The sequence below is a fragment of the Paenibacillus sp. Marseille-Q9583 genome (assembly GCF_976954365.1).
Map to the genome: position 1 here is coordinate 1 of NZ_CDRJTB010000014.1, position 22,045 is coordinate 22,045.

General features: G+C 44.1%; 21 protein-coding genes, 1 pseudogene and 1 riboswitch. Of the genes and pseudogenes, 19 read left to right on the top strand and 3 right to left on the bottom strand.

Translation table 11 applies throughout. From position 1 onward, the window contains the following. Positions 1-30 precede the first annotated feature (30 nt). Positions 31-76: riboswitch (PreQ1 riboswitch) on the top strand. A 10-nt stretch (positions 77-86) separates the two neighbouring features. The 10 genes from ACWNM1_RS09035 to ACWNM1_RS09080 all read left to right on the top strand — a co-directional run bounded on the left by ACWNM1_RS09035 (position 87) and on the right by ACWNM1_RS09080 (position 8,588). Further along, positions 87-800 (top strand): queuosine precursor transporter, encoded by a 714-nt coding sequence (locus tag ACWNM1_RS09035; RefSeq protein ID WP_042185630.1) that lies wholly within the window; start codon positions 87-89, stop codon positions 798-800. A gap of 209 nt (positions 801-1,009) precedes the next feature. Next, positions 1,010-2,491 (top strand): AMP-binding protein, encoded by a 1,482-nt coding sequence (locus tag ACWNM1_RS09040; protein ID WP_449600735.1) that lies wholly within the window; start codon positions 1,010-1,012, stop codon positions 2,489-2,491. Continuing rightward, positions 2,488-3,639 (top strand): thiolase family protein, encoded by a 1,152-nt coding sequence (locus tag ACWNM1_RS09045; RefSeq protein ID WP_449600736.1) that lies wholly within the window; start codon positions 2,488-2,490, stop codon positions 3,637-3,639. Before ACWNM1_RS09040 ends, ACWNM1_RS09045 begins: the two co-directional genes overlap by 4 nt. Further along, positions 3,636-4,037, top strand: coding sequence for an FAS1-like dehydratase domain-containing protein (locus tag ACWNM1_RS09050; protein ID WP_341126005.1), 402 nt, complete (start codon positions 3,636-3,638; stop codon positions 4,035-4,037). Before ACWNM1_RS09045 ends, ACWNM1_RS09050 begins: the two co-directional genes overlap by 4 nt. After that, a complete protein-coding gene (locus ACWNM1_RS09055) occupies positions 4,012-4,353 on the top strand; it encodes a MaoC family dehydratase (RefSeq protein ID WP_449600737.1) in 342 nt (113 codons plus the stop codon). Before ACWNM1_RS09050 ends, ACWNM1_RS09055 begins: the two co-directional genes overlap by 26 nt. Positions 4,354-4,355: 2 nt before the next feature. Beyond that, positions 4,356-5,177, top strand: a complete 822-nt coding sequence (locus ACWNM1_RS09060; protein WP_449600738.1) for an SDR family NAD(P)-dependent oxidoreductase — start codon at positions 4,356-4,358, stop codon at positions 5,175-5,177. Further along, positions 5,178-5,978 (top strand): energy-coupling factor transporter ATPase, encoded by an 801-nt coding sequence (locus ACWNM1_RS09065; RefSeq protein WP_449600739.1) that lies wholly within the window; start codon positions 5,178-5,180, stop codon positions 5,976-5,978. Further along, positions 5,963-6,820, top strand: a complete 858-nt coding sequence (locus ACWNM1_RS09070) for an ATP-binding cassette domain-containing protein (protein ID WP_449600740.1) — start codon at positions 5,963-5,965, stop codon at positions 6,818-6,820. Before ACWNM1_RS09065 ends, ACWNM1_RS09070 begins: the two co-directional genes overlap by 16 nt. After that, complete coding sequence (locus ACWNM1_RS09075; protein ID WP_449600741.1) at positions 6,813-7,616, top strand: energy-coupling factor transporter transmembrane component T family protein; 804 nt, start codon at positions 6,813-6,815, stop codon at positions 7,614-7,616. Before ACWNM1_RS09070 ends, ACWNM1_RS09075 begins: the two co-directional genes overlap by 8 nt. A 6-nt stretch (positions 7,617-7,622) precedes the next feature. Continuing rightward, complete coding sequence (locus ACWNM1_RS09080; RefSeq protein WP_449600794.1) at positions 7,623-8,588, top strand: NAD(P)H-dependent flavin oxidoreductase; 966 nt, start codon at positions 7,623-7,625, stop codon at positions 8,586-8,588. 160 nt (positions 8,589-8,748) lie between these two features. On the opposite strand, the gene ACWNM1_RS09085 is transcribed toward ACWNM1_RS09080, so the two are convergent. Then, positions 8,749-9,528, bottom strand: a complete 780-nt coding sequence (locus ACWNM1_RS09085; RefSeq protein ID WP_149645143.1) for an alpha/beta fold hydrolase — start codon at positions 9,526-9,528, stop codon at positions 8,749-8,751. Between the two features lie 411 nt (positions 9,529-9,939). Here ACWNM1_RS09085 and ACWNM1_RS09090 point away from each other — a divergent pair, with 411 nt between their 5' ends. The 3 genes and pseudogenes from ACWNM1_RS09090 to ACWNM1_RS09100 all read left to right on the top strand — a co-directional run bounded on the left by ACWNM1_RS09090 (position 9,940) and on the right by ACWNM1_RS09100 (position 14,951). Further along, on the top strand, positions 9,940-13,092 hold the full coding sequence (locus ACWNM1_RS09090) for an ATP-binding protein (protein ID WP_449600742.1): 3,153 nt from the start codon (positions 9,940-9,942) through the stop codon (positions 13,090-13,092). 49 nt (positions 13,093-13,141) lie between these two features. Beyond that, a pseudogene (locus ACWNM1_RS09095) lies at positions 13,142-13,252 on the top strand (DNA alkylation repair protein); the annotation flags it as partial. Positions 13,253-13,277: 25 nt separating this feature from the next. After that, positions 13,278-14,951, top strand: coding sequence for a DUF6138 family protein (locus tag ACWNM1_RS09100; RefSeq protein ID WP_449600743.1), 1,674 nt, complete (start codon positions 13,278-13,280; stop codon positions 14,949-14,951). A 709-nt stretch (positions 14,952-15,660) separates the two neighbouring features. On the opposite strand, the gene ACWNM1_RS09105 is transcribed toward ACWNM1_RS09100, so the two are convergent. Further along, on the bottom strand, positions 15,661-16,755 hold the full coding sequence (locus ACWNM1_RS09105; protein WP_449600744.1) for a M24 family metallopeptidase: 1,095 nt from the start codon (positions 16,753-16,755) through the stop codon (positions 15,661-15,663). A gap of 292 nt (positions 16,756-17,047) precedes the next feature. Between ACWNM1_RS09105 and ACWNM1_RS09110 the strand changes: the two genes are divergently transcribed. After that, a complete protein-coding gene (locus tag ACWNM1_RS09110; RefSeq protein ID WP_449600745.1) occupies positions 17,048-17,932 on the top strand; it encodes an SDR family oxidoreductase in 885 nt (294 codons plus the stop codon). After that, positions 17,916-18,419, top strand: coding sequence for a GNAT family N-acetyltransferase (locus tag ACWNM1_RS09115; RefSeq protein WP_042185652.1), 504 nt, complete (start codon positions 17,916-17,918; stop codon positions 18,417-18,419). Before ACWNM1_RS09110 ends, ACWNM1_RS09115 begins: the two co-directional genes overlap by 17 nt. Before the next feature lie 18 nt (positions 18,420-18,437). Here ACWNM1_RS09115 and ACWNM1_RS09120 read toward each other — a convergent pair whose 3' ends face one another. Continuing rightward, the gene (locus tag ACWNM1_RS09120; protein WP_042185654.1) at positions 18,438-18,782 is read right to left on the bottom strand and encodes a winged helix-turn-helix transcriptional regulator; all 345 of its coding nucleotides are present in this window, start codon (positions 18,780-18,782) and stop codon (positions 18,438-18,440) included. A gap of 91 nt (positions 18,783-18,873) precedes the next feature. On the opposite strand from ACWNM1_RS09120, the gene ACWNM1_RS09125 reads away from it, so the two are divergent. From ACWNM1_RS09125 to ACWNM1_RS09140, 4 genes are all read left to right on the top strand, one after another. Next, a complete protein-coding gene (locus ACWNM1_RS09125; protein ID WP_042125008.1) occupies positions 18,874-19,134 on the top strand; it encodes a YqkE family protein in 261 nt (86 codons plus the stop codon). A gap of 232 nt (positions 19,135-19,366) precedes the next feature. After that, positions 19,367-20,314 carry an ABC transporter permease gene (locus ACWNM1_RS09130; RefSeq protein WP_449600746.1) on the top strand — a complete coding sequence of 316 codons (948 nt, stop codon included), beginning with the start codon at positions 19,367-19,369 and terminating at the stop codon, positions 20,312-20,314. A gap of 2 nt (positions 20,315-20,316) precedes the next feature. Next, on the top strand, positions 20,317-21,261 hold the full coding sequence (locus ACWNM1_RS09135; RefSeq protein ID WP_042125012.1) for an iron chelate uptake ABC transporter family permease subunit: 945 nt from the start codon (positions 20,317-20,319) through the stop codon (positions 21,259-21,261). After that, on the top strand, positions 21,255-22,010 hold the full coding sequence (locus ACWNM1_RS09140; RefSeq protein WP_449600747.1) for an iron ABC transporter ATP-binding protein: 756 nt from the start codon (positions 21,255-21,257) through the stop codon (positions 22,008-22,010). The genes ACWNM1_RS09135 and ACWNM1_RS09140 overlap by 7 nt, the downstream gene beginning before the upstream one ends. The last annotated feature ends 35 nt before the right edge of the window (positions 22,011-22,045 follow it).

Here is a 22,045-nt window from a genome sequence, read left to right on the forward strand (position 1 = left end):
AGTATTAATGTTTTGTTCCAAAACTTAATGTATGCCGCGGTTCGTAACCATCCCGCGTAAACAAAACTAGGAGGAGTTTAAGCAATATGTTTAATTTGATGTGGGGAGTTTTATTTGTTATTGTCAATTTTGCTTTTTTTCTACTCTGTTACCGCCTGTTCGGCAAAAGTGGAATGTATGCCTGGGTAGGTATCGCTACTGTAATTGCAAACATTCAGGTAGCTAAGACGATTGCTATGCCATTTGATATCGTGATGACACTCGGAAATACGATGTATGTCACTTTATATATGACCAGCGATTTGCTTAATGAGAAGTACGGAAGAGCAGAAGCACGTAAAGCGGTTTGGTTTGGCTTCTTCACTCTGCTTATGACGACAGTCATTATGCAGATGGTACTAGTATTTAAGCCACAAGAGACCGATATTGCTCAGTCTTCTTTGGAGACGATCTTTGGTCTGATGCCTCGACTAGCGTTGGGTAGTCTAACTGCTTACTTCATTAGTCAGTTCCTAGACGTTCGGTTGTACTCCTGGATTCGCAAATATTACAGCACCTCAAGTCAGTTGTGGATTCGTTCCAACGGCAGTACGATGGTTAGCTCCTTTGTGGATACACTAATCTTCTGTACCATTGCATTTGCTGGGTTGTATAACTGGAGTGTGTGGTTTGAAATTTTGCTTACAACGTATCTAGCGAAATTCTTACTAACCGCAGTAAGCACACCTATCTTATATATCGCCCGAACTTTTACTTTTGCTGAAGATGGAATACCATCATCCGCTCATAAGAAGGAATAAACAACAATACAGCCAGCGCGTACCGATCATAATCGATGCGCGCTGTTTGATTTTTTTAGTCGTAAGAGGGCTCAATCGTTCCATATAAATATGTACATAAAATTAATATAAAGCTAAAATAAGCTATCGTAGCCATTCTAATTGTATCCCGAGCGAAGAGAGTGTACATAATCGGTAGTCACAGAAATTACGAATAGGTGTGGTGAAGGATGAATCTAGTAGTTCCTATACTGCGTCATGCAGCAGAACAGCCCGACAGCATTGCCTTAACCCAAACCCAAGCAACTCATACCTATGCAACATTAGTGCAAGCGATGCGGAGAATTGCTAATGGTCTACAGCAAAAGGGCCTTAAGCATGACAAAATCGCTATTTTATCTACGAATCGCATTGAATTTGTCGAGGTTTTCTTGGGGGCTATTTATGCAGGCTGTGTTCCCATTCCTTTAGATCCTAAGTGGAGTGCAAATGAACTGCGGGTTATTATAGAGCAGTGCCAGCCGACAATGATATTTGCCGAGCCGGAAGCTGCAAAGAATTTGGTCTTCAAGGACCAAGCCATCCCAACGCTGACTTTTTCAAATGAACGAACAGGTTCCTATGATCAGTGGTTGAAGGCTCAGAAGCCAGAAGCTGAATTGGATGAGACGAACGAGTTATTATTTATCGGTTTTACTTCAGGCACAACTGGGCTACCCAAAGGATATATGCGTACCCATTTATCGTGGTTAAAGAGCTTTGAGGTATCGAGTGCTGCCTTTGAATTGGACGCTATGAAGGATGTTTTAGCACCGGGTCCGTTTGTGCATTCGCTGTCCTTGTTTGCTGTAATGCAGAGTCTGTATGGTGGAGCAAACTTTCATATTACGCAAAAATTTAGCGCCACACAGGTGTTAGAGCTGTGCAAGCAGATTCCGGGTGTGGTGTTGTTTGTTGTACCTACAATGCTTGAATCCATGATGCAGCAGGCTGTTCCTGGGCAGACGCAGATTGATGCGATTATTAGCTCAGGTGCAAAGTGGCCTTGGCTGTCCAAAAAAAGGGGCATAGAAGTGTTTGCTGGAGCGCGTCTCTATGAATCCTATGGTTCCTCAGAAGCGAGTTATATTAGTTATTTGGATGTTCTGGAGGAGCATAATCCGAACTCTGTAGGCAAGCCCTATCCCGGAGTGCAAATTTCCATTCGTGATGAAGAGTTCCGTGAAGTCCCTACGGGGGAGATTGGGCAGTTATATGTGCGAAGTGATATGATATTTCTAGGCTACCATCAATTGCCGAAGGAGACCGCAGCAGCTTTTCGAGAGGGATGGCTTGTGTTGGAGGATTATGTTTATCAGGATGAAGCTGGTTATTTATATCTGGCGGGTCGCTTGAAAAATAAAATCATCTCCGGTGGGCTGAACGTTTATCCAGAGGAAATAGAGCGGGTACTGGAGCATCTTCCGGAAATACAAGAAGTAATGGTGCTTGGCGTCCCTGACGATTATTGGGGAGAACAGCTGGCAGTCCTCGTGAAATGGAATGGTGCAAAGCATTTATCTATAGACGAAATAAAGAATTATTGTCGCCAGTATTTAGCAAGTTACAAAGCGCCGAAGCAGTTGCTGACAGTTGATGAGTTTATCTATACAAGCAGTGGCAAAATTGCCCGGCAAGCGATGAAAGACTATGTGAAAAGAGCGATGGTATGATAGAAGCAGTAATTGTTATGGCAAAACGTACACCGATTGGCAGGATGGGCGGCTTATTAAGTACATTTGAGCCGGAAGCATTACTGGCGCCGCTTATTCAGCATATTGTGGCAGAGACGAACCTGCCCGTCGATATGATCGATGATGTGATTATTGGAAATGTGGTCGGTCCGGGTGGAAATATTGCCCGGGTAGCTGCGCTTGAAGCGGGACTGCCTGTTTCGGTTCCGGGCGTTACTGTGGATCGGCAGTGCGGTTCTGGGTTAGAGGCCATTAATATAGCAGCACGGCTTATTCAAAGTGGCGCAGGTGAGATTTATTTAGCGGGCGGTGTTGAGAGCACGAGTCGTGCCCCTTGGAAAATGGCTAAGCCCCAAACCTTGATGGGGGTTCCGCAGCTATATACCCGTGCTCATTTTACACCTAGCGCTTACGGTGATCCGGATATGGGAATTGCTGCGGAAAATGTAGCGCGGAAGTATGGGATTTCGCGAGAAGAGCAGGATCAATATGCCTTGAAAAGCCATCAGAAGACCGTTCATGCTCAGCAAAGTGGCCGTTTTCAGCAGGAGATTCTACCTCTTCTGGTCGAGGGGGAGTGGGTGAACACTGACGAATGTCCAAGGGCTAATACGAGCCTGGACAAGCTGCGAAAGCTGCCTTCAATCTTCGAAGAAAAGGGTACTGTCACCGCTGGAAATGCCTGTCCTATTAATGATGGTGGGGCACTTCTATTAATGATGTCCCGTGAGAAATGTCGGCAACTCAAGCTTAAACCTATCCTGCGTATCGTAGATGCGCAAGCAGCAGGTGTAGATCCGAATTATTTAGGTATGGGCCCAGTTCCAGCTGTACAAAAGGTGTTACATCGTCAACAGCTGACCATAGCCGATTTAGATATCGTAGAGTTTAATGAAGCCTTTGCTTCGCAAGTTCTAGCCTCACTGAATGAGCTTCAGATCCCACAGGAAAAGGTCAATCTTGGAGGAGGCGCATTAGCTATCGGTCATCCATATGGGGCGTCCGGAGCTATTTTAATGACGCGTTTATGTGCTGAAATGCAGCATACGCCTTATAAAAGGGGACTTGCCACTTTGGGCATTGGCGGCGGGTTGGGGCTGGCTACGCTTGTGGAGACTACGGAATGAACAGCGTCCGACATCAGATTCTTATGACTGCTGAGTGGATATCGGATTACGCACAGAGTATTGAGGCACCTGTGCAGACGACTAATGGCAATCTGATTGCTCCTTCTACGATGCCTATTATTTTTTGGCAGGTCTTCGATATTCCTTGGCTTAGCAAGGGAGAGCCTTTGCTTCACGGCACTCAGAAATTCTCATATCAAGCTCCGATTACGGCAGGGATGACGTTAGATTGTGAATTAGCATTAACGAGCAAGGTGCAAAAAGATGGCCGGCAGGGCAAGCTGACCTTTTACACACATACGCTGGTTTGTAAATGTGAAGGCGAGCTTATAGTCACTGCCGAAACGGTGTTAATTCGGGTAGGTGATGATCATGATGAGAAAATGCATAACGGCTGAGGCCATCCGGCAATATGCAGCAGTTTCCCAAGATCTGGCCGCTATTCATCTAGATGAGGATGCTGCAGCTGAGGCTGGATTTAAGCGGCCCATTGCGCATGGGATGTATCTAATGGGATTAGCCCAATCCTTATATATCGAGGAGCATCAGGCACAGTGGATCACTCAATATGATATGAAATTTCATAAGCCTACAGAGGTCGATAATGTCGTGATTTTTGATTTTGCGGAGGATGACTGCCTGGTTAAAGTGACCCTTACAACAGAAGCTGGCGATGTTATTGCTTCGGGAGCTTTTTCAGTGAAAGAGGTGTAGTGATGAACAAAGTAGCCTTAATTACTGGAGCAACCAGAGGGATCGGGCGTAGTATTGCCGTGCAGCTCGGCAAGTCCGGTTATATAGTGGTTGTAAATGGTACAAAACAAGTCTTAATTGATGAGGTTGTCCACGAGATTCGTCAGGCGGGTGGTGAGGCATCAGGATACTCTGCTAATGTAGCAGATCCAGTTGCGGTCACTGCAATGGTGGATGAGGTTATTACACGGTATGGCCGTATTGAGGTATTGATAGCTAACGCTGGGAATTTGCAGGATCAGAAATGTCTACGGATGACGGATGAAGAGTGGAAGGCTGTGCTGGATGTGCATCTAAATGGCACCTACTATAGCATTCAACGCGTACTTCCATATATGCGCCAGACAGGTGGCGATATCCTGTTGATGACCTCTACGGCTGGACTAACAGGTTCTGTGGGTCAGGTGAATTATAGTGCAGCCAAAGCCGGAATACTTGGAATGACGTGGACACTAGCAGCGGAGCTGAAACGTGATCAAATTAGAGTCAATGCGATTTCGCCAGCCGCTTTAACAGATATGACTAGAACTGTCATTGATCATTTGAAAGCGAAACATGCCAGTCGTAATGAACCGTTCCCAGACTTTTGGCGAATAGGTGGCCCGGAGGATATTGCTTCCTTTGTGACTGCATTATTGAGTGAGTCTGACGCGGATTTAACCGGTGAAATCTTTGCTGTGAATGGATCAAAAGTGACGAAATGGGAGAAGCCTGCACCTGCATTTTCTGAGAACAGCATTGGGGCATTTTTCGCTACTTGGCATCGTCAAAAGGGGAGTGAATAAATGCTTACCTTCGATCAAGTTCATTTTTATTATAAAAAGGGTCAGCCTGTCCTAGAGGATATCAGCTTTACGATAGAAGCAGGAGAGTTTGTGGCGATTGTTGGCGCGAATGGCTCTGGCAAATCCACCATTGCAAAACTCATGGACGGACTGCTGCTGCCGCGAAAAGGGGCTGTACAGTTTAAGGGCCTAGACACCACAAAGGCAGCTGATCTTGCAGATATTCATCAGCAAATTGGCTTTGTTTTTCAGAATCCAGAGGATCAATTTATCACCACAACCGTTATGGATGAGGTGCTTTTTGGTTTGGAGAATGTTCGTGTGCCAAGGGAGGAAATGCGCAGCCGATTGGAGCATGCCTTGCAGGCTGTTCATATGGAGGATTATCTGGACGCTATGCCACATCAGCTCTCTGGAGGTCAGAAGCAACGTGTCGCTATTGCGGCTATATTGGCGATGCGCCCGCAAGTCATTATTTTTGACGAAGCCACCTCTATGCTTGATCCTCAGGGAAGGCAGCAGGTGCTTGCCATTATGCAAGAGCTGCATCGTCAAGGTCTGACCATTATTCAGATCACTCACCATATGGAGGAAGTGCTTTCAGCAGAACGATTATTACTCCTGCATCAAGGGCGACTTGTGTATGATGGTGCTCCACTGGCTTTTTTTGAAACGATGCCTGTTGCGGACTATCAATTACAACTGCCTTTTGCCGTACGTGTACATGCATTGCTCCATTCAGAAGTGCCGCCAACAGCCGATTGGAAGGGGATAATTCGATCACAATGGTCTACCAATTAGATAATTTAAGTGTAAACTATGCTGATCATATGGCTTTGCACAATATAAACTGCACCATAACTGCGGGCAAATGGATTTCGATTATCGGTCCCACGGGTGCAGGAAAGTCTACCTTTGTCAAAGTGCTGAAGGGCTTGATTCCCACCGTAAAAGGAGACTACTCCATTGATCAGCAGCCTGCTCCCAGAGATGCCAAAGGACAATTAAAGGTGCTCCCGGAGCTTGGCTTCGTGTTTCAATATCCAGAGCATCAGCTATTCGAAACTACGGTGCAAAAGGAGCTTTCTTTTGCTCTGAATCTGCAGGGTGCTTCACGCCAGCAAATCACGGAGGCGATTGAAAGGATTTTACCGCAAGTGGGTCTGTCAGAGGGCATTCTCCCGTTAAATCCATTCCAATTAAGCGGTGGAGAAAAGCGCCGTGTGGCCATTGCCTCCGTGTTGATGACGAATCCGAAGCTGCTAATTTTGGATGAACCGACAGCGGGGCTAGATCCAACTAGCCAAGTCTCTTTGCTGAAGCTACTGAAGACTTGGCAGCAGCAAAATCAGCGCACCATTCTCTTCGTTTCGCATCAGATGGAGGATGTTGCTGAGTACTCGGATGAGGTTTTGGTTTTTCATAAAGGTCAGCTAGAAGGACATTTTGACCCCAGAACATTATTTTTAGAAAAGGAACAATTATTGATGGAACTGGGCTTGTCTATGCCAGAACCCGTACAGCTTTTGAAGCTGGTAGAGGAATTATCCGGTCAAAAAATAGAGGTTTCTAGCTGTAAGGAGCAGGATATCTTTGATGCTGTTCTGCCAATTTGGCATTCGAGGGGGCGTCTACATGGCTGATTCTGTAATAGTGGGTCAATATGTGGAGACGCATTCGATTTTCCATCGTTTAGATCCTCGTATAAAGCTTGTTAGTATCGTGATTCTCATGCTTAGCTTTCTGATGCTTGGAACATGGCTTAGCTATGCAGTTGCAACTGTTTTTGTATTCGGAATTTTGCTGCTGTCGAAGGTTCCTATTCATTTCTTCTGGCGAGGGCTGCGGCCGTTATTATTTGTTTTGCTGTTTACCCTTCTGTATAATGCTGTGTTCACCAAAGGAACGATCCTCTGGTCTTGGTCCTTTATTGAGGTAACTGAAGAGGGACTGCGAACAGGATTACGTTTTGTTTGGCGTATTATATTGCTCATCTTATTAGCCTCAGTATTAACGTTAACGACTAAACCGCTAGACTTAGCATATGGTCTTGAAAAGCTACTTGCACCTCTATCCAAAATGGGGGTACCCGTAGAACAATTTTCCTTAATGATAGTGATTGCGATCCGGTTTATTCCTACCATCAAGGAGGAGCTGGATCGTATTCTTCTTGCACAAAAGGCTAGAGGTTATGATCTTACAGCATTATCACTACCAAAACGGTTATTTGCTTATGTCCCGATCATTATTCCTTTGCTCTTCACGACGATTCAACGTGCTGAACAGCTGAGCTATGCGATTGATGCGCGTGCTTATGGAAATGGTAAAGGAAGAACTTCTTATAGGGTATTGCAATTTCAGAAAATGGATTATCTGGCAGGGACAATTGCTCTTTTATTTGCTGTGATTCTGCTGTGGGTAAAGATAGGAAAGGTGTAGATGAAGATGAAATGGAACACCCGTATTACGGAGTTATTGCACATAGAGTATCCTATTATTCAAGGTGGGCTTGCTTATTTAGGTTATGCAGACCTCGCAGCTGCCGTTTCGAATGCTGGTGGATTGGGTCAGGTCACAGCGATGAGCCTTCCGAGTGCAGAGGCTTTACGTACAGAAATAGAACGGGTACGTACTTTGACGGACAAGCCTTTTGGCGTTAATTTTGCAATCGGTGTGCATGGTATCGGTTATGAAGATCGGGTGCAGGTCGCCATCGACGAGAAGGTTCCCGTGGTGAGTCTCACCGGTGGGAATCCGGCCCCAATACTGGAAATGCTACAGCAGACTAATATTAAAACGCTCGTGCTCGTCTCTTCACGCAGACAAGCCCAAAAAGCTGAACAATTAGGCGCATCTGCAGTTATTGTTGTTGGTCAGGAGGGAGGAGGCCACTTGGGACGTGATGATGTAGGGACTATGGTACTTGTTCCTCAAGTAGTTGATGCGGTTGATATTCCTGTGATTGCTTCAGGCGGGATCGGGGATGGCCGCGGATGGATGGCGGCCCATGCACTGGGGGCTGAGGGAATTGAAATGGGCACACGATTCGTTGCTACGGTTGAATGTGTTCATGCGGCGGCTTCTTATAAAAAAGCCCTAGTAGAAAGCTCCGAGTCAGATACAGTCGTAATCAAACGCTCTATCGGAGCGCCCGCGCGAGTGCTGCGTAGTGAATACATAGATAAGATTCTCGAAATTGAGCGTGTGACTCCGACTTATGAAGCCTTAAAAGAATATATTAGCGGTGCAGCCAATAAGCGCTGGATTTATGATGATATCAAAGAAGAGGGCATCGGCTGGGCAGGCCAAGTGACAGGGATGATCCATGATATTCCTACAGTCTCGGAGCTAATCGGCAGAATGGTCAAAGAGGCAGCGTCGATTCGCGGGATGTGGGGAATGCAGGCGTGAAGATGTCAGCAGAGCAGTTGTATCCAAAAGATGAATTAATGAACTGAAAGTTAGGTATTAGATTGACGCTGCTTTATTAAGCTAACGGGCAGGTTTGCTCAATCATCGGGCATTATCGGACTATATTTATGGGGAGCGATGGTGCGGCTAATCCGAGGCGTTATGCAAAAGAAGATAATAGTTGGTTGAATCTATCACGCTCCTCCAAAAAAGGGCAATGGCCGCTGTATTGGAATGGAACTAATTGCGAATTTTTAATCAGTTTATTTGTTTCCTGAGCTTGGGTAAACGGAACGACTTTATCATGAATTCCATGAATAATTAATGTGGGCACATCGATTTGTCCAAGATCGTTGTAAACATTCTCGTCTCTTAGCGTGACCATAATGGCGGAGGTCGACCAATTCGCAGCTTGTAAACCCATTAGAAAGAACCATTCGGATTTCGCTTCAGAAATGTACTGAAAGAAAAAAATCTCCGTTTGGTTTTGCAGCATTTTCGGACGGTCATTGTTTGTCTCTTCGATGATTTTATTCGTAAATTCTTTTGGAACGCTTGATGGAGACGCAGCGTCGATTAGGACGAGTTTAGATACCCCATACCCTTTATAACGAGCCATATAACGAATTGAGATCGCTCCTCCGGTAGAGTGTCCTGCCAGTGTTATGTTTTTTAGCTGTAACGCTTCGATGACCATACGAAGATCATCTGCTAATCTATCGAAACCGTAACCATCGAATGGTTTATCCGAATTGCCATATCCTCTCCAGTCCATTCCGATACAACGATATCCGAGCTTAGGAAGGAAATTGAACTGATATTCGAACTGGTTATGGTTTAGCGGCCAGCCATGAATAAAAAGTATCGTTTTATTTCCCTTCGGATTGATGTCCTCTATAAATACTTTTACGCCCGGTTCCACAGTAACGAAGTATCCCAAGTGTATCGCCTCATTTTTTTAATGTATTTCCCCGTTAAGATATTCGCCCTAGGCAAGGTTAATGCCTAATTTCTGCGTCAAATTGGGTTAAGATAGTACGTAGAGATTTCTGAGGAATAGCTTGAGTGAAACAATTTCTTCAGATCATTGAGCTCATGGGGTACGTTAGTGGAATAGCGGTTGCTTAGGCAGCCGTTTTTTTTATTTGTTCAACTAACTGGCAGTTTAGTTGAAAAGAACATGCTATAGTTTTCTTGTGAACAACAAACTCGCGAAATTCCAAGTCGGTATTTCTATATAATAGACATCAAGATGTCTTTATCGTCTGTTTCTCCTATATTAACTGTGGTAAATTATGGAGGGTGCTTATTTAAATATCTTAGAAGAAAATGACTAGGGGAGAAATACTTCGTGGAAACCCACTCATCCAAATATCAAATGAAAAAGAGCTATATCATATTATTGCTAGTTTTCATATTAGTTATTTTAACCGGTTTTCGCATTTTATGGATGGAAACGTTTCAATATCCCAAACAGGCGTCAATTCATAATGGGCAATTCGATTTACGCAATTGGAATGCAGAAGATGGCAGCATTCACTTGCTTGATGGGGAATGGGAGTTTTATCCCTCGCAATGGTTGATAGATGGTAGTCGGCAACAATTGTTAGGCGATAATGCGCCAAGACACATTCAGGTACCGGGAGGATGGAGTGAAGATTTGCATGCTGACAAGCCATCTCCATACGGGTATGGCTCTTATCGTTTGCTTCTTTATGTAGACCCGGCGAAGCATCTTAATTATAGTATTCGTGTACCCAGTGTACGCACTGCATCAGAGTTATATGTAAACGGTCGATTACTTACTAAATCCGGACAGGTTGCGACAACAAAGGATGAATATATTTCGAAGGACCTACCTTATTCTACAACCTTTACAGCAGATGACAACGGTGTAATCGAACTCGTGATTCAGGCGGCAAATTATGTGGATAGTCGAAGCGGGGGCATTGTCCGATCCATAAAGTTCGGTTCAGAAGAAGCCATTGCCAAAGAGATGAAGGCTTCTAATTTTATGCAGTTTTTGGCAGCAATTATTTTTATTATGCATGCTGTCTATGCACTTATTTTGTATTTGATAGGAAATAAGGAAAAGAAGCTGCTTTATTTTAGTTTGCTTGCATTATGTGTAACGATCACGAGTGTCTTTAGTACGGATGAGAAGTTGTTCCATCAGTTATTTTACATTGGAATTGATTGGGATTTTAGGCTGACTAATATTGCTTTCGTTATTGCAGCCTATGCTTTGCTCCAGTGTACGAATCATCGCGAGCTTCCATATTGGCGTAGGATGTATCCTGTCTATAAAATATTGAATCTAGGGACTGCCGGCATCACGTTGTTTTTAAATCCAACTCAGGTGATCATGCTCTTCCCTATTTATTATGTATTAGGTGGTACTGCTGCAGTTATAACGCTGATTACAATGTTTAAAAAATTAATTAAAGATTTAAAGAGCAATCTTTTACTGCTTTTCTCTTTTCTTGCGTTGATGAACTATGCTCTTTGGTCGTTAATCTTGCTGGATAGCGGTTTGAGTCTTGTCTACTATCCGTTCGATATGATTATTGCGATAGCTTGTTTAGCCTCTGTATGGTTTAAAGATTATTTTATCATGCATGCGAACACGAAAGAGCTTGCGACAACATTGCAAAGGATGAATGACCATAAAGATCAATTCCTAGCAAATACTTCTCATGAATTTAAAAATCCTCTTCATAGTATTCTTAATATGTCACAATCCGTTTTAAAACGGGAGCGGCATTTGTTGCAGGAAAGGAGTATCAAAGAGCTTGAAACGCTTTTATCTGTAGGACGTCGAATGACATTGATATTAGACGATTTAATTGATGTGATGAGTTTACGGGAAGGCAATCCGCGCATACACAAAAGAGTCATATTTATTCAGCCAATTGTGACCGGAGTACTTGATATGCTGCAATTAAATGCAGATGTGAAGTCTGTAAAAATTGCAAATCAAATTCCTGAAGATTTTCCTCCAGTAAATGCGGATGAGAACCGGGTTGTTCAAATCGTTTTCAATTTACTTCATAATGCTTTGAAATATACGAATGATGGAGTCATTTCGATTCAAGCTTTTGTAAAAGATGGACGAGCCTATATCGTTATTGCTGATACCGGGATCGGAATGGATGAGAACATGCTTAAGCGCCTATTCCGTCCGTACGAACAAGCCAGCACGAGTGAGACTATGATTGATGGTGGCTTTGGGTTGGGTTTAAGTATAAGCAAGCAACTGGTTGAGCTTCATGGAGGTACGTTAGTAGTGTCCTCTGTTTTAGGAGAGGGCTCAAAATTCACATTTTCATTAAGGCTAGCAGGTTTGGAAGAGGAGGAAGAGAATGATTTGACCAACTCATTTGAACCATTACAATCCATGCCGATTCAAGAAATAGCCTCCTCAGTGTATGTGGAGAAAGTGAAGATTCCGCCAGCTACGAATCAAACAACTTTAATAGAAATGAATTGTGAACGTCCGATTTTATTAGTTGTTGATGATGATCCTGTCAACCTTCAAGTACTTGAAGCCATACTACCACCAGACGAATATGATTTAACGATGGTAACGAGCGGTAAAGAGGCATTAGCTGTACTGGACACTAAGGAATGGGATCTGGTCATCTCCGATATCATGATGCCACAGATGTCCGGTTATGAGCTGACACGAATGATTCGTGGGCGTTTTACACTCACGGAGCTCCCTGTATTGCTCCTTACCGCAAGAAGCCAACCGAAAGATATTCAGAGCGGTTTTATAGCGGGGGCAAACGATTATGTGACGAAGCCAGTGGAAGCAATAGAAATAAAATCGCGGATTGAGGCGTTAGCTACGATTAAACAATCCGTTCGAGAACAACTGCGATTAGAAGCTGCATGGCTGCAAGCACAAATCCAGCCTCATTTTATATTTAATACGTTGAATGCTGTAACAGCTTTAAGTGATATTAATTTGGATAAGATGCGTATTTTGCTCGATGAATTTAGCAATTTTCTGAGGAATAAATTTGAATTTCAAAACATGGATAGGCTTGTTCCGATCGAAGAGGAGTTAAGTCTAGTACGTTCTTATCTATATATTGAAAAGGTTCGGTTTGAAGAAAGGTTACAGGTTAATTGGGAGACAGATGACTGTGGGGACATAAAAGTCCCATTTCTTACGATCCAGCCTCTCGTTGAAAATGCGATAAGACATGGCATAATGAAGCGCAATCGTGGAGGAACGATTCTTATTCGGATTTCTGTCTATGAGACGTATGCAGAGATAACCGTTGAAGACGATGGGGACGGAATAGACGGGGTCCAATTGCAACGAATATTAGAAAGGAAAGCAGATAGTCGTTCAGGCGTCGGATTGATTAATACTGATCTGCGATTAAAACGGCACTTTGGAACAGGACTCCATATCACAAGTACGTTAGGTACAGGGACAAAGGTAACTTTTCATGTACATAATAGGTTGAATAGCGGGGATAAAGCTAGATGATATATAAGTGATTTAATGAGGAGCAACCTTGGGTGCTCTATGCTACAGGGATCTGAAAATGTCGGCGGGTTGGAATTGTTACTGCTGGCTGCTCGGAAATCGCAAGGATAGTAAATTTTCCGAAGGGAAAAAAACCGATATTTTGGATGCGATGAGCGAAGAAACATGTGGAAAGGCGGGAGACGATGAACGCACTACAGGAAGAAGCGCTGGAAGAGATGAAAGCGGCAATTTATGAGTGGTTTGAGGAACAAGAGAAACGAAAGGACGTGGAGGGCGCTGTCAAGCGTACCACGCTGCAAGTGGGCATTTTTAACGACATTGTGCTGGATTATCGACCGGGTAGGACTAGCGTTGGCAGTTCGGATTTTAGAAGGAATGCTTCAGGGCGCAAGTCGATGAAGGTGTCTCCTTTTACACAGGAGGAGGTCTTGCATGAGGTGCAGCCCCGGTTGACGAGCATAGTAAGGGAGAAGCTGGACAAGTTGCATACGTCGGCCCTTATCGATTACCGATTTACCTTGAAGGGAAGATTCGCAACGGCAGACGGGCCCGTGAGATTAACGGTGTTTGACATCATATATGAAGAGAAAAAGCGGCAGCTTCTGGAGCGGGTCGAGTCCTATATCGAGCAAAAACTGGAGAAGGGCGCTTACCCGACAAAGCCGTTAGAAACTTTCTTTTTGACACGCCATCTGTTGGACCCATATTTGTTCAACGAACCGGACGTCGGACGGACGATTGCTATATTTGACCGGATTCAGGCGTTGAATAAAGAACGGGCGCAAGCGCTGAGGGAGCATCGAAGCGATATCATTCGAGCTTTAACCCACTGGACCGAGGAAGTATTCCTGCCACGTCACTATGATGTTACCCTTTCCGAATACAGAACCAATGAAAATGGAATCAAGCCGGATAAGGCTCTCAAGCATATGGATGAGCCGAACCAGCCTATCGATCTGCTGTTGTATGGCGCTGTAATGATTCTTCGTTACGAGCCAAGTTACAGTAAAGCCAAGGGCATGACTTTTCTGGAGCTTGCGAGGCAGCTGGGCAGCGGCAAAGCCGGACGCATGTTGAAGGAAGGTAGCGACACCTTCGCGCGAGAAGACGTTCATCTGCGTGACGAGTTGATTGAATGCAAGGCTAACGATGTGTTTTCCATCATTACGGTCGTTATTCGTAAAGAAGAGGCTGGTGCGTACGAACGGGCGATTTCGTTCATTCTCTCCCTACTCCGGAAGGGTTTCCCAAAAAGCTACAAAATCAAGCTAAAATCCAGCGTGAGAGAGGCATTACCCATTAAAGGACTTGCCAAATCGGATACGCATCGTTTTTTCGCAAATGCACTGGCCTATTCCGAGCTGTATCCGTTATTGGAGGAATACGCTCGTGAGGCGATGGAAGAGTTTGTGTGGTACGAGGATACGGAAGGTGAGAAAAGCGTCATGCCGGGCAGTTATGCCGTATTTGGGCTGGGACTCGCGGACGAGCGCTATTTTCCGTTGGTAGAGACCTACATGGCCCTTGTAGACGAGGAGCATCAGCTGGTGCAGGACAAGTTCACGGCTGTTTTCGCCGAGACCCATGGCATAACCGAACGCTCGATGCCCGCCTTGATCGCTTGCCTGCGATGCTCTCATGATTCGCTGAAGCTGAGGATTCAGCCTGAACTGGAAAGTGAAGACAAGCTATCGCTATTGGTGCAGCATGTCGAGGCTTTGGCGGATTACGAGGCCGAACGAGTGCTGTATCCGATTTTGGGCAAGGCGGAGAAGCTGGCTGCATTGGCTCGAAAGGCGCAGGAACCGCGTAAGGGGCTGTTGCTTCGTTTGCTAAAGGCAGCGGAACAAGCTTGACGATAGGGAGGCTATCCTGTGTGAAGATCATTTGCAAATTTGCATACCACGTCAAAAAACCTTGAGAAGACGATCGAAGCATTAAGAGCGTTAAACAAAGGAGCATGCCGCGGCAGCTCCTTTTACTTTTTTCGCCGCTAGCCCCGTTACGGTGAACCTACCCATAAGTGACATGTGATAGATCTTTTGAAACAAGAAGCCGAAAACTTCTGAATTTTAGTAGAGATTTCAAACACGTTTATCATAATAAAAAATACACCTACAGCGATTGGGGATTAGAAAACTTATAACTGTGAGAATTCTGGAAAATACAACTGCAGTTGTTAGGAACGTATTTTAACACAAAGTTTTTGAACAAACGGGAAACGTTAGTTCAATGACAATAGCAGCAGTCTATAACTTATTTTTCAAAAGCTGGCGATTCTTCAATTCAAAAACCACGCTAAATCTGAACGAAGGTGTAGGTATTACTGTAACTAATTGGGATCTCACTTATAAAACAAGAGTTTGTAAGGTTGAAAGGGGTTATAGATTTGAAAGGGTCTGAACAAGTCGAGTATGGTGCGGGAAAAAGACAAAGCCCATCACAGTAAGTTAAAAGTGATTCTTTTCTAACTTATTAGGGATAGGCTATCTTTGATTTTAATACTTATTGGATACTCTTGGTATCAATATTGGGCACAATTGAACTACGTCTATATTTTCTTTTCTATAAATGAAGAATAGTCAGTTCCTTAGGGAAGCTTGTTAAGGTTTCCGCACCTTCAGCTGTAATAATCAGATCATCTTCGATACGCACACCCGCTAGTCCCGGTACATAAATCCCTGGCTCGACAGTGAACACATTGCCGATCTCGATAATGTCATCGTTCTGTCCATGGAGTGATGGATATTCATGCACATCCATACCGAGTCCGTGTCCGACACGGTGCAAGAAATATTCTCCGAATCCGGCTTCCTCAATCACATCACGTGCAGCTTTGTCGACAGAACCGAAGGGAGCTCCAGGATTGGAAGCAGCGATCCCAGCTTCGTTGGCAGCCAGCACGGTGTTATAGATCGTGATTAGCTTGTCGTCCACGGATTCAATAGCAAAGGTACGTGTAATATCAGAAGCATAACCATCAGCATACACGCCAATATCAAACATCAGGAAGTCGCCTGGCTGAATGACCCGATTGCCTGGAACACCGTGAGGCAGGGCAGTTTTCGGACCAGAAAGCACCATAGTGTCGAAGGAAGGACCGGAAGCGCCAACCTTTTTCATTAGATATTCCAGTTCAGCTACTAAATCGTTTTCTGTAACGCCTGTTTTTACATGGGTAAGCACGCGGCGCAAAGCTTCCTCAACTAGCTCAGCGGCATGTTTCATGCGCTTCACTTCATCTGGGGTCTTTTTGGAGCGCATACTGCGCAGCAATGGACCTATATCACTAAAACGTTCTGCTGGAACGGCTGCAGTTAGATGCTCAAAACGGGCTACTGAGAAATGTTCCTTCTCTATACCAAAAGTACCTAGCTTACTGCTGCCGAAACAATCTTTAAGCAGGTTATAGGGATTATCGGTGTCATTATGTGTTAGGATTTTGGTGACCGAAGAAGCTGCTTGAGCCGCTTCTGCATCCAGTGCGGGTAGAATGAGCATCGGCTCTTCCCCGCGTATCAACAGCAGACCGAGAAAACGTTCATGCGGATCGCTGGCGAATCCGGTTAAGTAGTAGACATGTTTGGGATCTGTTACGAGCAGGGCATCAAGGCCTTCGCCCGCCATTTGCTGCTCTAGGCTTGTCAGAGCATTATTCATAGTTGGTGTTCCCCTTTCAATTTCACGATTAGAACTGCAATATTCCTATTATAGATCAAAAATAGACTAGACGCACGAGACGAACTACATCTATCGTTGGCTAATCATAACATGCCTATTCGCAAGCTTTCCGTAAACAAGGATGCATATTTGATCACCTATACTTTTAAAACCTGACAAGAAGCTTTTCTTGAGCCTACTAGTTGGTGTAACATAATCTTAAATATACTTCTCGTAAGGTTAGGCGGAAGCTTATTGGGGTACGGTTGTTGAGAGAGGAGTGATTCTTGGGATGAGAGGTAAAATTGCACTTGTAACTGGAGCGAATTCTGGTATGGGGCTAGCGACGACAGTTGAACTGGCTCGCAAGGGAGCCAAAGTAATTATGGTATGCCGTAATCGCCAGCGTGGAGAGGAAGCACTGGCTGCCGCCAAGCAAAAGAGCCACACCGAGGATATCGAGCTGATGTTGTGTGATCTGGCCTCGCTGGAGAGCATTCGCAGTTTTGCGGAGGAATTCACCCGGAAATATCCGATTCTAGATATACTCATCAATAACGCTGGGGTAGTCACGATTAAGCGTCAGCTTACGAAGGACGGCTTTGAGATGGATCTTGGTGTGAACCATTTGGGTCATTTTTTGCTCACGAATCTGTTACTGGAGCCTTTAAAAGCAGCAGAGCAAGGCCGTATCGTTGTGGTTGCTTCCGGTGCTTACAAAATAGGTGCACTTCACTATGAAGATCCAACTCTCGCACGCCGTTTCAATCCAGCAAAAGCCTATGCTCGATCCAAGTTAGCCAATATATTGTTCACAAAAGAGTTGGCAGCACGCCTGCAAGGGACAAGAGTAACGGTGAATTGTGTGCATCCAGGAGCAGTGGGCACAAATATAGGTGTTAACCGGGAGACAGGCTTCGGCAAGTCGATCCTTAAACTGCTGTCATACTTCTTTTTAACTCCTGAACAAGGAGCCGATACTGCGATCTATTTGGCTACAGAATCGGATTTGCAAGAGGTAACCGGTCAATATTATTATCGACGAAAGAATCAGGAGCTGACTCCCAGAGCGAAGAATAAACAAGAGGCGCAGCGGCTGTGGCAATGGAGCCAGGAGCAGGTCGGCCTGAGTGAATTAACACATTTGGAGGAATCAAGGGATGAATTGGGAGAATAGCAGGATTGAAGATGCAAAACCTACAGACTTAGCAGCTATTGTGGAGATTTATAACTCAACGATTGCTGGACGGATGGTAACTGCGGATCTGGAACCTATTACTGTTGCAGACAGAGAAAAATGGTTCAATGAGCATAACAGCCACCATCGTCCTTTATGGGTACTTAGGCAGGGAGATGAGATTGCGGCATGGTTCAGCTTTCAATCCTTCTATGGTCGTCCAGCGTATAATGCAACAGCAGAAATTAGTGTATACGTGAGTGAAAAGTTCCGTGGTGGTGGAGCTGGTAGAATTCTTTTGAAAGAGGCCATTGAGAAAGCACCTAGTCTCGGCATTAAGAATCTAGTTGGTTTTGTGTTCGGACATAATGATCCAAGCCTTGGTTTGCTAGAAAAATTCGGTTTTAAGCAGTGGGGATTACTACCCGGTGTAGCTGAATTGGATGGTATAGAACGTGATTTAGTGATTGTTGGACTTAAAATCTAATTGCCACAATTGAAACGCTTACATTTTGAGCGTTGAGCTTACGCTATTTGTGTCACAATCAATCCATATTTTTGACCAACGCTGCAAATCCCGGATAACGGTCTCCAAGGCAAGTCCTTTATCCGTTAAGGAATATTGGATTCGCACAGGTGTCTCAGGGAATACTTCTCGAAGGACAATCCCTTCCAGTTCCAGCTCTTTAAGTCGTTCGGAGAGCAATCTTCCGCTGATGGGTAAGGCTGCTTCAATCACATTGAAACGTTGCGGTCCTTGGAGGAGCTGGTAGATAATTAAACCTGTCCAACGCCTGCCGATAATATCCATACTTTTTTGTAGCTGGGGACATAAATCAGTGGACTTCATATGGATCACCTCTTAGTGAACATTATAAACGAAAAGACCAATAATTTAAACAAATTCCAATTTAATTCATTACTAGAAGGGATGATTGACAGTGGCTAAAAAAAAGAAAATGCCTACCACTCCGCGTCCTGCTGCGACCGATGCACCAGCTACGCTAAAAGACCTGTTGAGCAGTGATGTTCTTGGAAAGCTGAAGGCGCAATCTGATGCGTTGAAAGCGGAAGAGAATGACCGCAAGGAAGCTGCTCGTAAAGCGGTTGAAGATCAGCGAAAAGCTGAGCAAAAGCGGCTTGAGAATGATTTTGCACATCTGTTGGAGAACAGTAGTCAGGATTGGCACAAGTATAAATAACTGCTATAGCTAGCGGAAATAGATCATGTGATAAAGAGATGCCTATTAGGGTGTCTCTTTTTTAATGTAATTTATAAAATTCAATTGTTTTAAATTTTACTATACGAAAGGGTTGACCCTCAAAGTGGGCTTAGGTATAATCGAACATAGTGCAAATGAAAATCATTATCAATACAGATAATATCATCTATTTCCCAAACGATTTAACTATTAAACAGATAAGGAACAACTCATGAAACTAAAATATTTGTCCCTACTTCTAGTAGTATTCTCATTTATATCTTTGTTTATAGGCGTAAAAGACATTTCACCTTTGGATCTTTTTTCGCTTACGGAATCTCAGATGCAGACTCTGCTAGTCAGCCGGATTCCACGCTTAGCTGCACTGATTATAGCTGGTGTAAGCATGAGTATTGCCGGATTAATTATGCAGCAATTATCACGAAATAAATTCGTTTCTCCCACTACGGCGGGCACGATGGATTCTGCGAAATTCGGTATTCTCGTGTCCCTGATGCTGTTCACAGGGGCGACACCGATGCAGAAGCTGCTCGTTGCTTTTGTTTTTGCCCTACTGGGAACATTTATATTTATGAGAATCTTAGATCGGATTAAGTTCAAGGATAGTATTTTTATCCCGCTGGTCGGACTCATGTTCGGGAACATTGTAGGCTCGATTACTACATTTTTTGCTTACAAAAATGATTTGGTTCAGAATATCTCGTCTTGGATGCTTGGCGATTTCTCAACAATTATTAAGGGTCAATACGAATTGATCTATATCAGTATTCCACTTGTCATTCTCGCGTATGTTTTCGCCAATAAGTTCACCGTTGCCGGTATGGGGGAGGATTTCTCCGTCAATCTCGGTATGAACTACAAAGCGGTAGTAAACGTAGGATTGGTGATTGTAGCGTTAATCTCTTCAGTTGTTATTTTAACCGTAGGTACGATTCCATTCCTGGGTCTTGTTGTACCTAACATAGTAACGCTATACATAGGCGATAACTTGAAAAAAAATCTGGCGCATACTGCCATTCTCGGTGCGGTGTTCCTCCTGTTCTGTGATATTCTGGGCAGGCTCATTATATATCCATACGAAATATCCATCAGTCTCACGGTAGGCGTCATCGGAAGTGGTCTATTTATCTACTTGCTGATGAGAAGAAAGGCGAATTAGTGATGAAGACGAAACTAACTATATTATCCTTAAGCGCTGTTGCTCTCATCGTCTTGTTTATGACCTATCATGTTATGGGAAATTGGGATTATGTTCTACCCAGTCGGGGGAGAAAGCTGGCGGCCATTTTAATTACCGGAGCGGTGATAGCTGTCTCTACCGTAGTTTTTCAGAGCATTACGAACAATCGCATTTTGACACCTAGTATTCTGGGGCTAGACTCTTTGTACATGTTGATCCAGACGTTCGGTGTATACGCCCTAGGCTCATCAAATATGACGTTTATGAATAAAAATGTGAATTTCTTGTTCTCAGCTTGCATCATGGTTCTATTCTCAGGTGTGTTGTACAAGCTAATGTTCCGCAGAGAGGGTCAAAATATTTACTTCCTGCTGCTCGTAGGACTTATTATGGGGACGATGTTTCAGAGTGCATCTTCTTTTATGGAAGTGCTCATTGATCCGAATGAATTCCTGATTCTACAAGGAAAAATGTTCGCCAGCTTCAACAACGTCAGCAGTGATCTACTGATATTGTCTACAGTTGTTCTAGCGTTAACTACGCTGTATTTCATGCGATTTGTGAAGTATTTAGATGTTATTTCTTTAGGAAAAGATGAAGCCATTAACTTAGGGATCAATTATGACTATGTAGTCAAAAGGCTGTTAGTTATTGTATCCATCTACGTTTCGATATCAACGGCTTTAGTAGGACCGATCACTTTCTTGGGTTTACTAGTAGCCAATGTGGGGCATCAGTTGTTCCGTACGTATAAGCATTCCTATCTGATTCCCGGCACGATTTTGCTAAGCATTATTGCTCTTGTCGGGGGACAGTTTCTAGTTGAACGTGTGTTTGGATTCACTACTACGGTTAGTGTAATCATTAATTTTGCAGGTGGCGTCTACTTTGTCTATCTGCTGTTAAAGGAGAATAAGTCGTGGTAGAAGTTAAGCATGTAACCAAGCGTTATGGCGGAGTTACCGTCGTTGACGATGTGTCTTTATTCATTAAAAAGGGTACTATTACCTCGTTTATCGGCCCTAACGGAGCTGGTAAAAGCACGTTGCTCTCCATGATCAGTAGACTTATCTCCAAAGACGCGGGAGAAGTACTCATCGAAGGAAAGGAAATTGGCAGCTGTAAGAGTAATGAGCTTGCTCGTAAAATATCGGTGCTAAAGCAGTCCAATCATATCAGCGTTCGTCTTACCGTGAAGGAGCTTGTTTCTTTCGGAAGGTTCCCTTATTCACAGGGAAAGCTCACACCTGAGGATCGGGCGTTCGTTGACGAAGCGATTGCTTACATGGACCTTCAAGAGATGCAGGATAAGTATATTGATCAGCTGAGCGGCGGACAACGTCAGAGAGCGTATATTGCCATGGTTATGGCTCAGGATACGGAGTATATTTTGCTCGATGAACCACTCAACAATCTGGATATGAAGCATTCTGTACAAATTATGAAGGTGTTACGCCGATTAGTAGAAGAGAAGGGCAAGACGATTGTGCTCGTCATTCATGATATTAATTTCGCTTCTTGTTACTCTGACTACATCGTAGCGCTCAAGAATGGGCGGGTAGCTTCATCGGGTACGGTGGATGAAATTATTGATACGGCAGTGCTTAGGGATGTATATGACATGGATATCCCTATAGAAACAATAGGTGGTCGTAAGATTGGTGTCTATTTTTAAACCAGACGCCACTTACATTCGGAAATTATTATGAC

Coding starts and splice junctions, on each gene's coding strand:
- ACWNM1_RS09115 (WP_042185652.1), top strand. CDS start 17,916: ATGAATTGGGAGAATAGCAGGATTGAAGATGCAAAACCTACAGACTTA.
- ACWNM1_RS09100 (WP_449600743.1), top strand. CDS start 13,278: ATGAACGCACTACAGGAAGAAGCGCTGGAAGAGATGAAAGCGGCAATT.
- ACWNM1_RS09130 (WP_449600746.1), top strand. CDS start 19,367: ATGAAACTAAAATATTTGTCCCTACTTCTAGTAGTATTCTCATTTATA.
- ACWNM1_RS09070 (WP_449600740.1), top strand. CDS start 5,963: ATGGTCTACCAATTAGATAATTTAAGTGTAAACTATGCTGATCATATG.
- ACWNM1_RS09105 (WP_449600744.1), bottom strand. CDS start 16,755: ATGAATAATGCTCTGACAAGCCTAGAGCAGCAAATGGCGGGCGAAGGC.
- ACWNM1_RS09045 (WP_449600736.1), top strand. CDS start 2,488: ATGATAGAAGCAGTAATTGTTATGGCAAAACGTACACCGATTGGCAGG.
- ACWNM1_RS09035 (WP_042185630.1), top strand. CDS start 87: ATGTTTAATTTGATGTGGGGAGTTTTATTTGTTATTGTCAATTTTGCT.
- ACWNM1_RS09075 (WP_449600741.1), top strand. CDS start 6,813: ATGGCTGATTCTGTAATAGTGGGTCAATATGTGGAGACGCATTCGATT.
- ACWNM1_RS09050 (WP_341126005.1), top strand. CDS start 3,636: ATGAACAGCGTCCGACATCAGATTCTTATGACTGCTGAGTGGATATCG.
- ACWNM1_RS09080 (WP_449600794.1), top strand. CDS start 7,623: ATGAAATGGAACACCCGTATTACGGAGTTATTGCACATAGAGTATCCT.
- ACWNM1_RS09110 (WP_449600745.1), top strand. CDS start 17,048: ATGAGAGGTAAAATTGCACTTGTAACTGGAGCGAATTCTGGTATGGGG.
- ACWNM1_RS09135 (WP_042125012.1), top strand. CDS start 20,317: ATGAAGACGAAACTAACTATATTATCCTTAAGCGCTGTTGCTCTCATC.
- ACWNM1_RS09065 (WP_449600739.1), top strand. CDS start 5,178: ATGCTTACCTTCGATCAAGTTCATTTTTATTATAAAAAGGGTCAGCCT.
- ACWNM1_RS09040 (WP_449600735.1), top strand. CDS start 1,010: ATGAATCTAGTAGTTCCTATACTGCGTCATGCAGCAGAACAGCCCGAC.
- ACWNM1_RS09120 (WP_042185654.1), bottom strand. CDS start 18,782: ATGAAGTCCACTGATTTATGTCCCCAGCTACAAAAAAGTATGGATATT.
- ACWNM1_RS09055 (WP_449600737.1), top strand. CDS start 4,012: ATGATGAGAAAATGCATAACGGCTGAGGCCATCCGGCAATATGCAGCA.
- ACWNM1_RS09060 (WP_449600738.1), top strand. CDS start 4,356: ATGAACAAAGTAGCCTTAATTACTGGAGCAACCAGAGGGATCGGGCGT.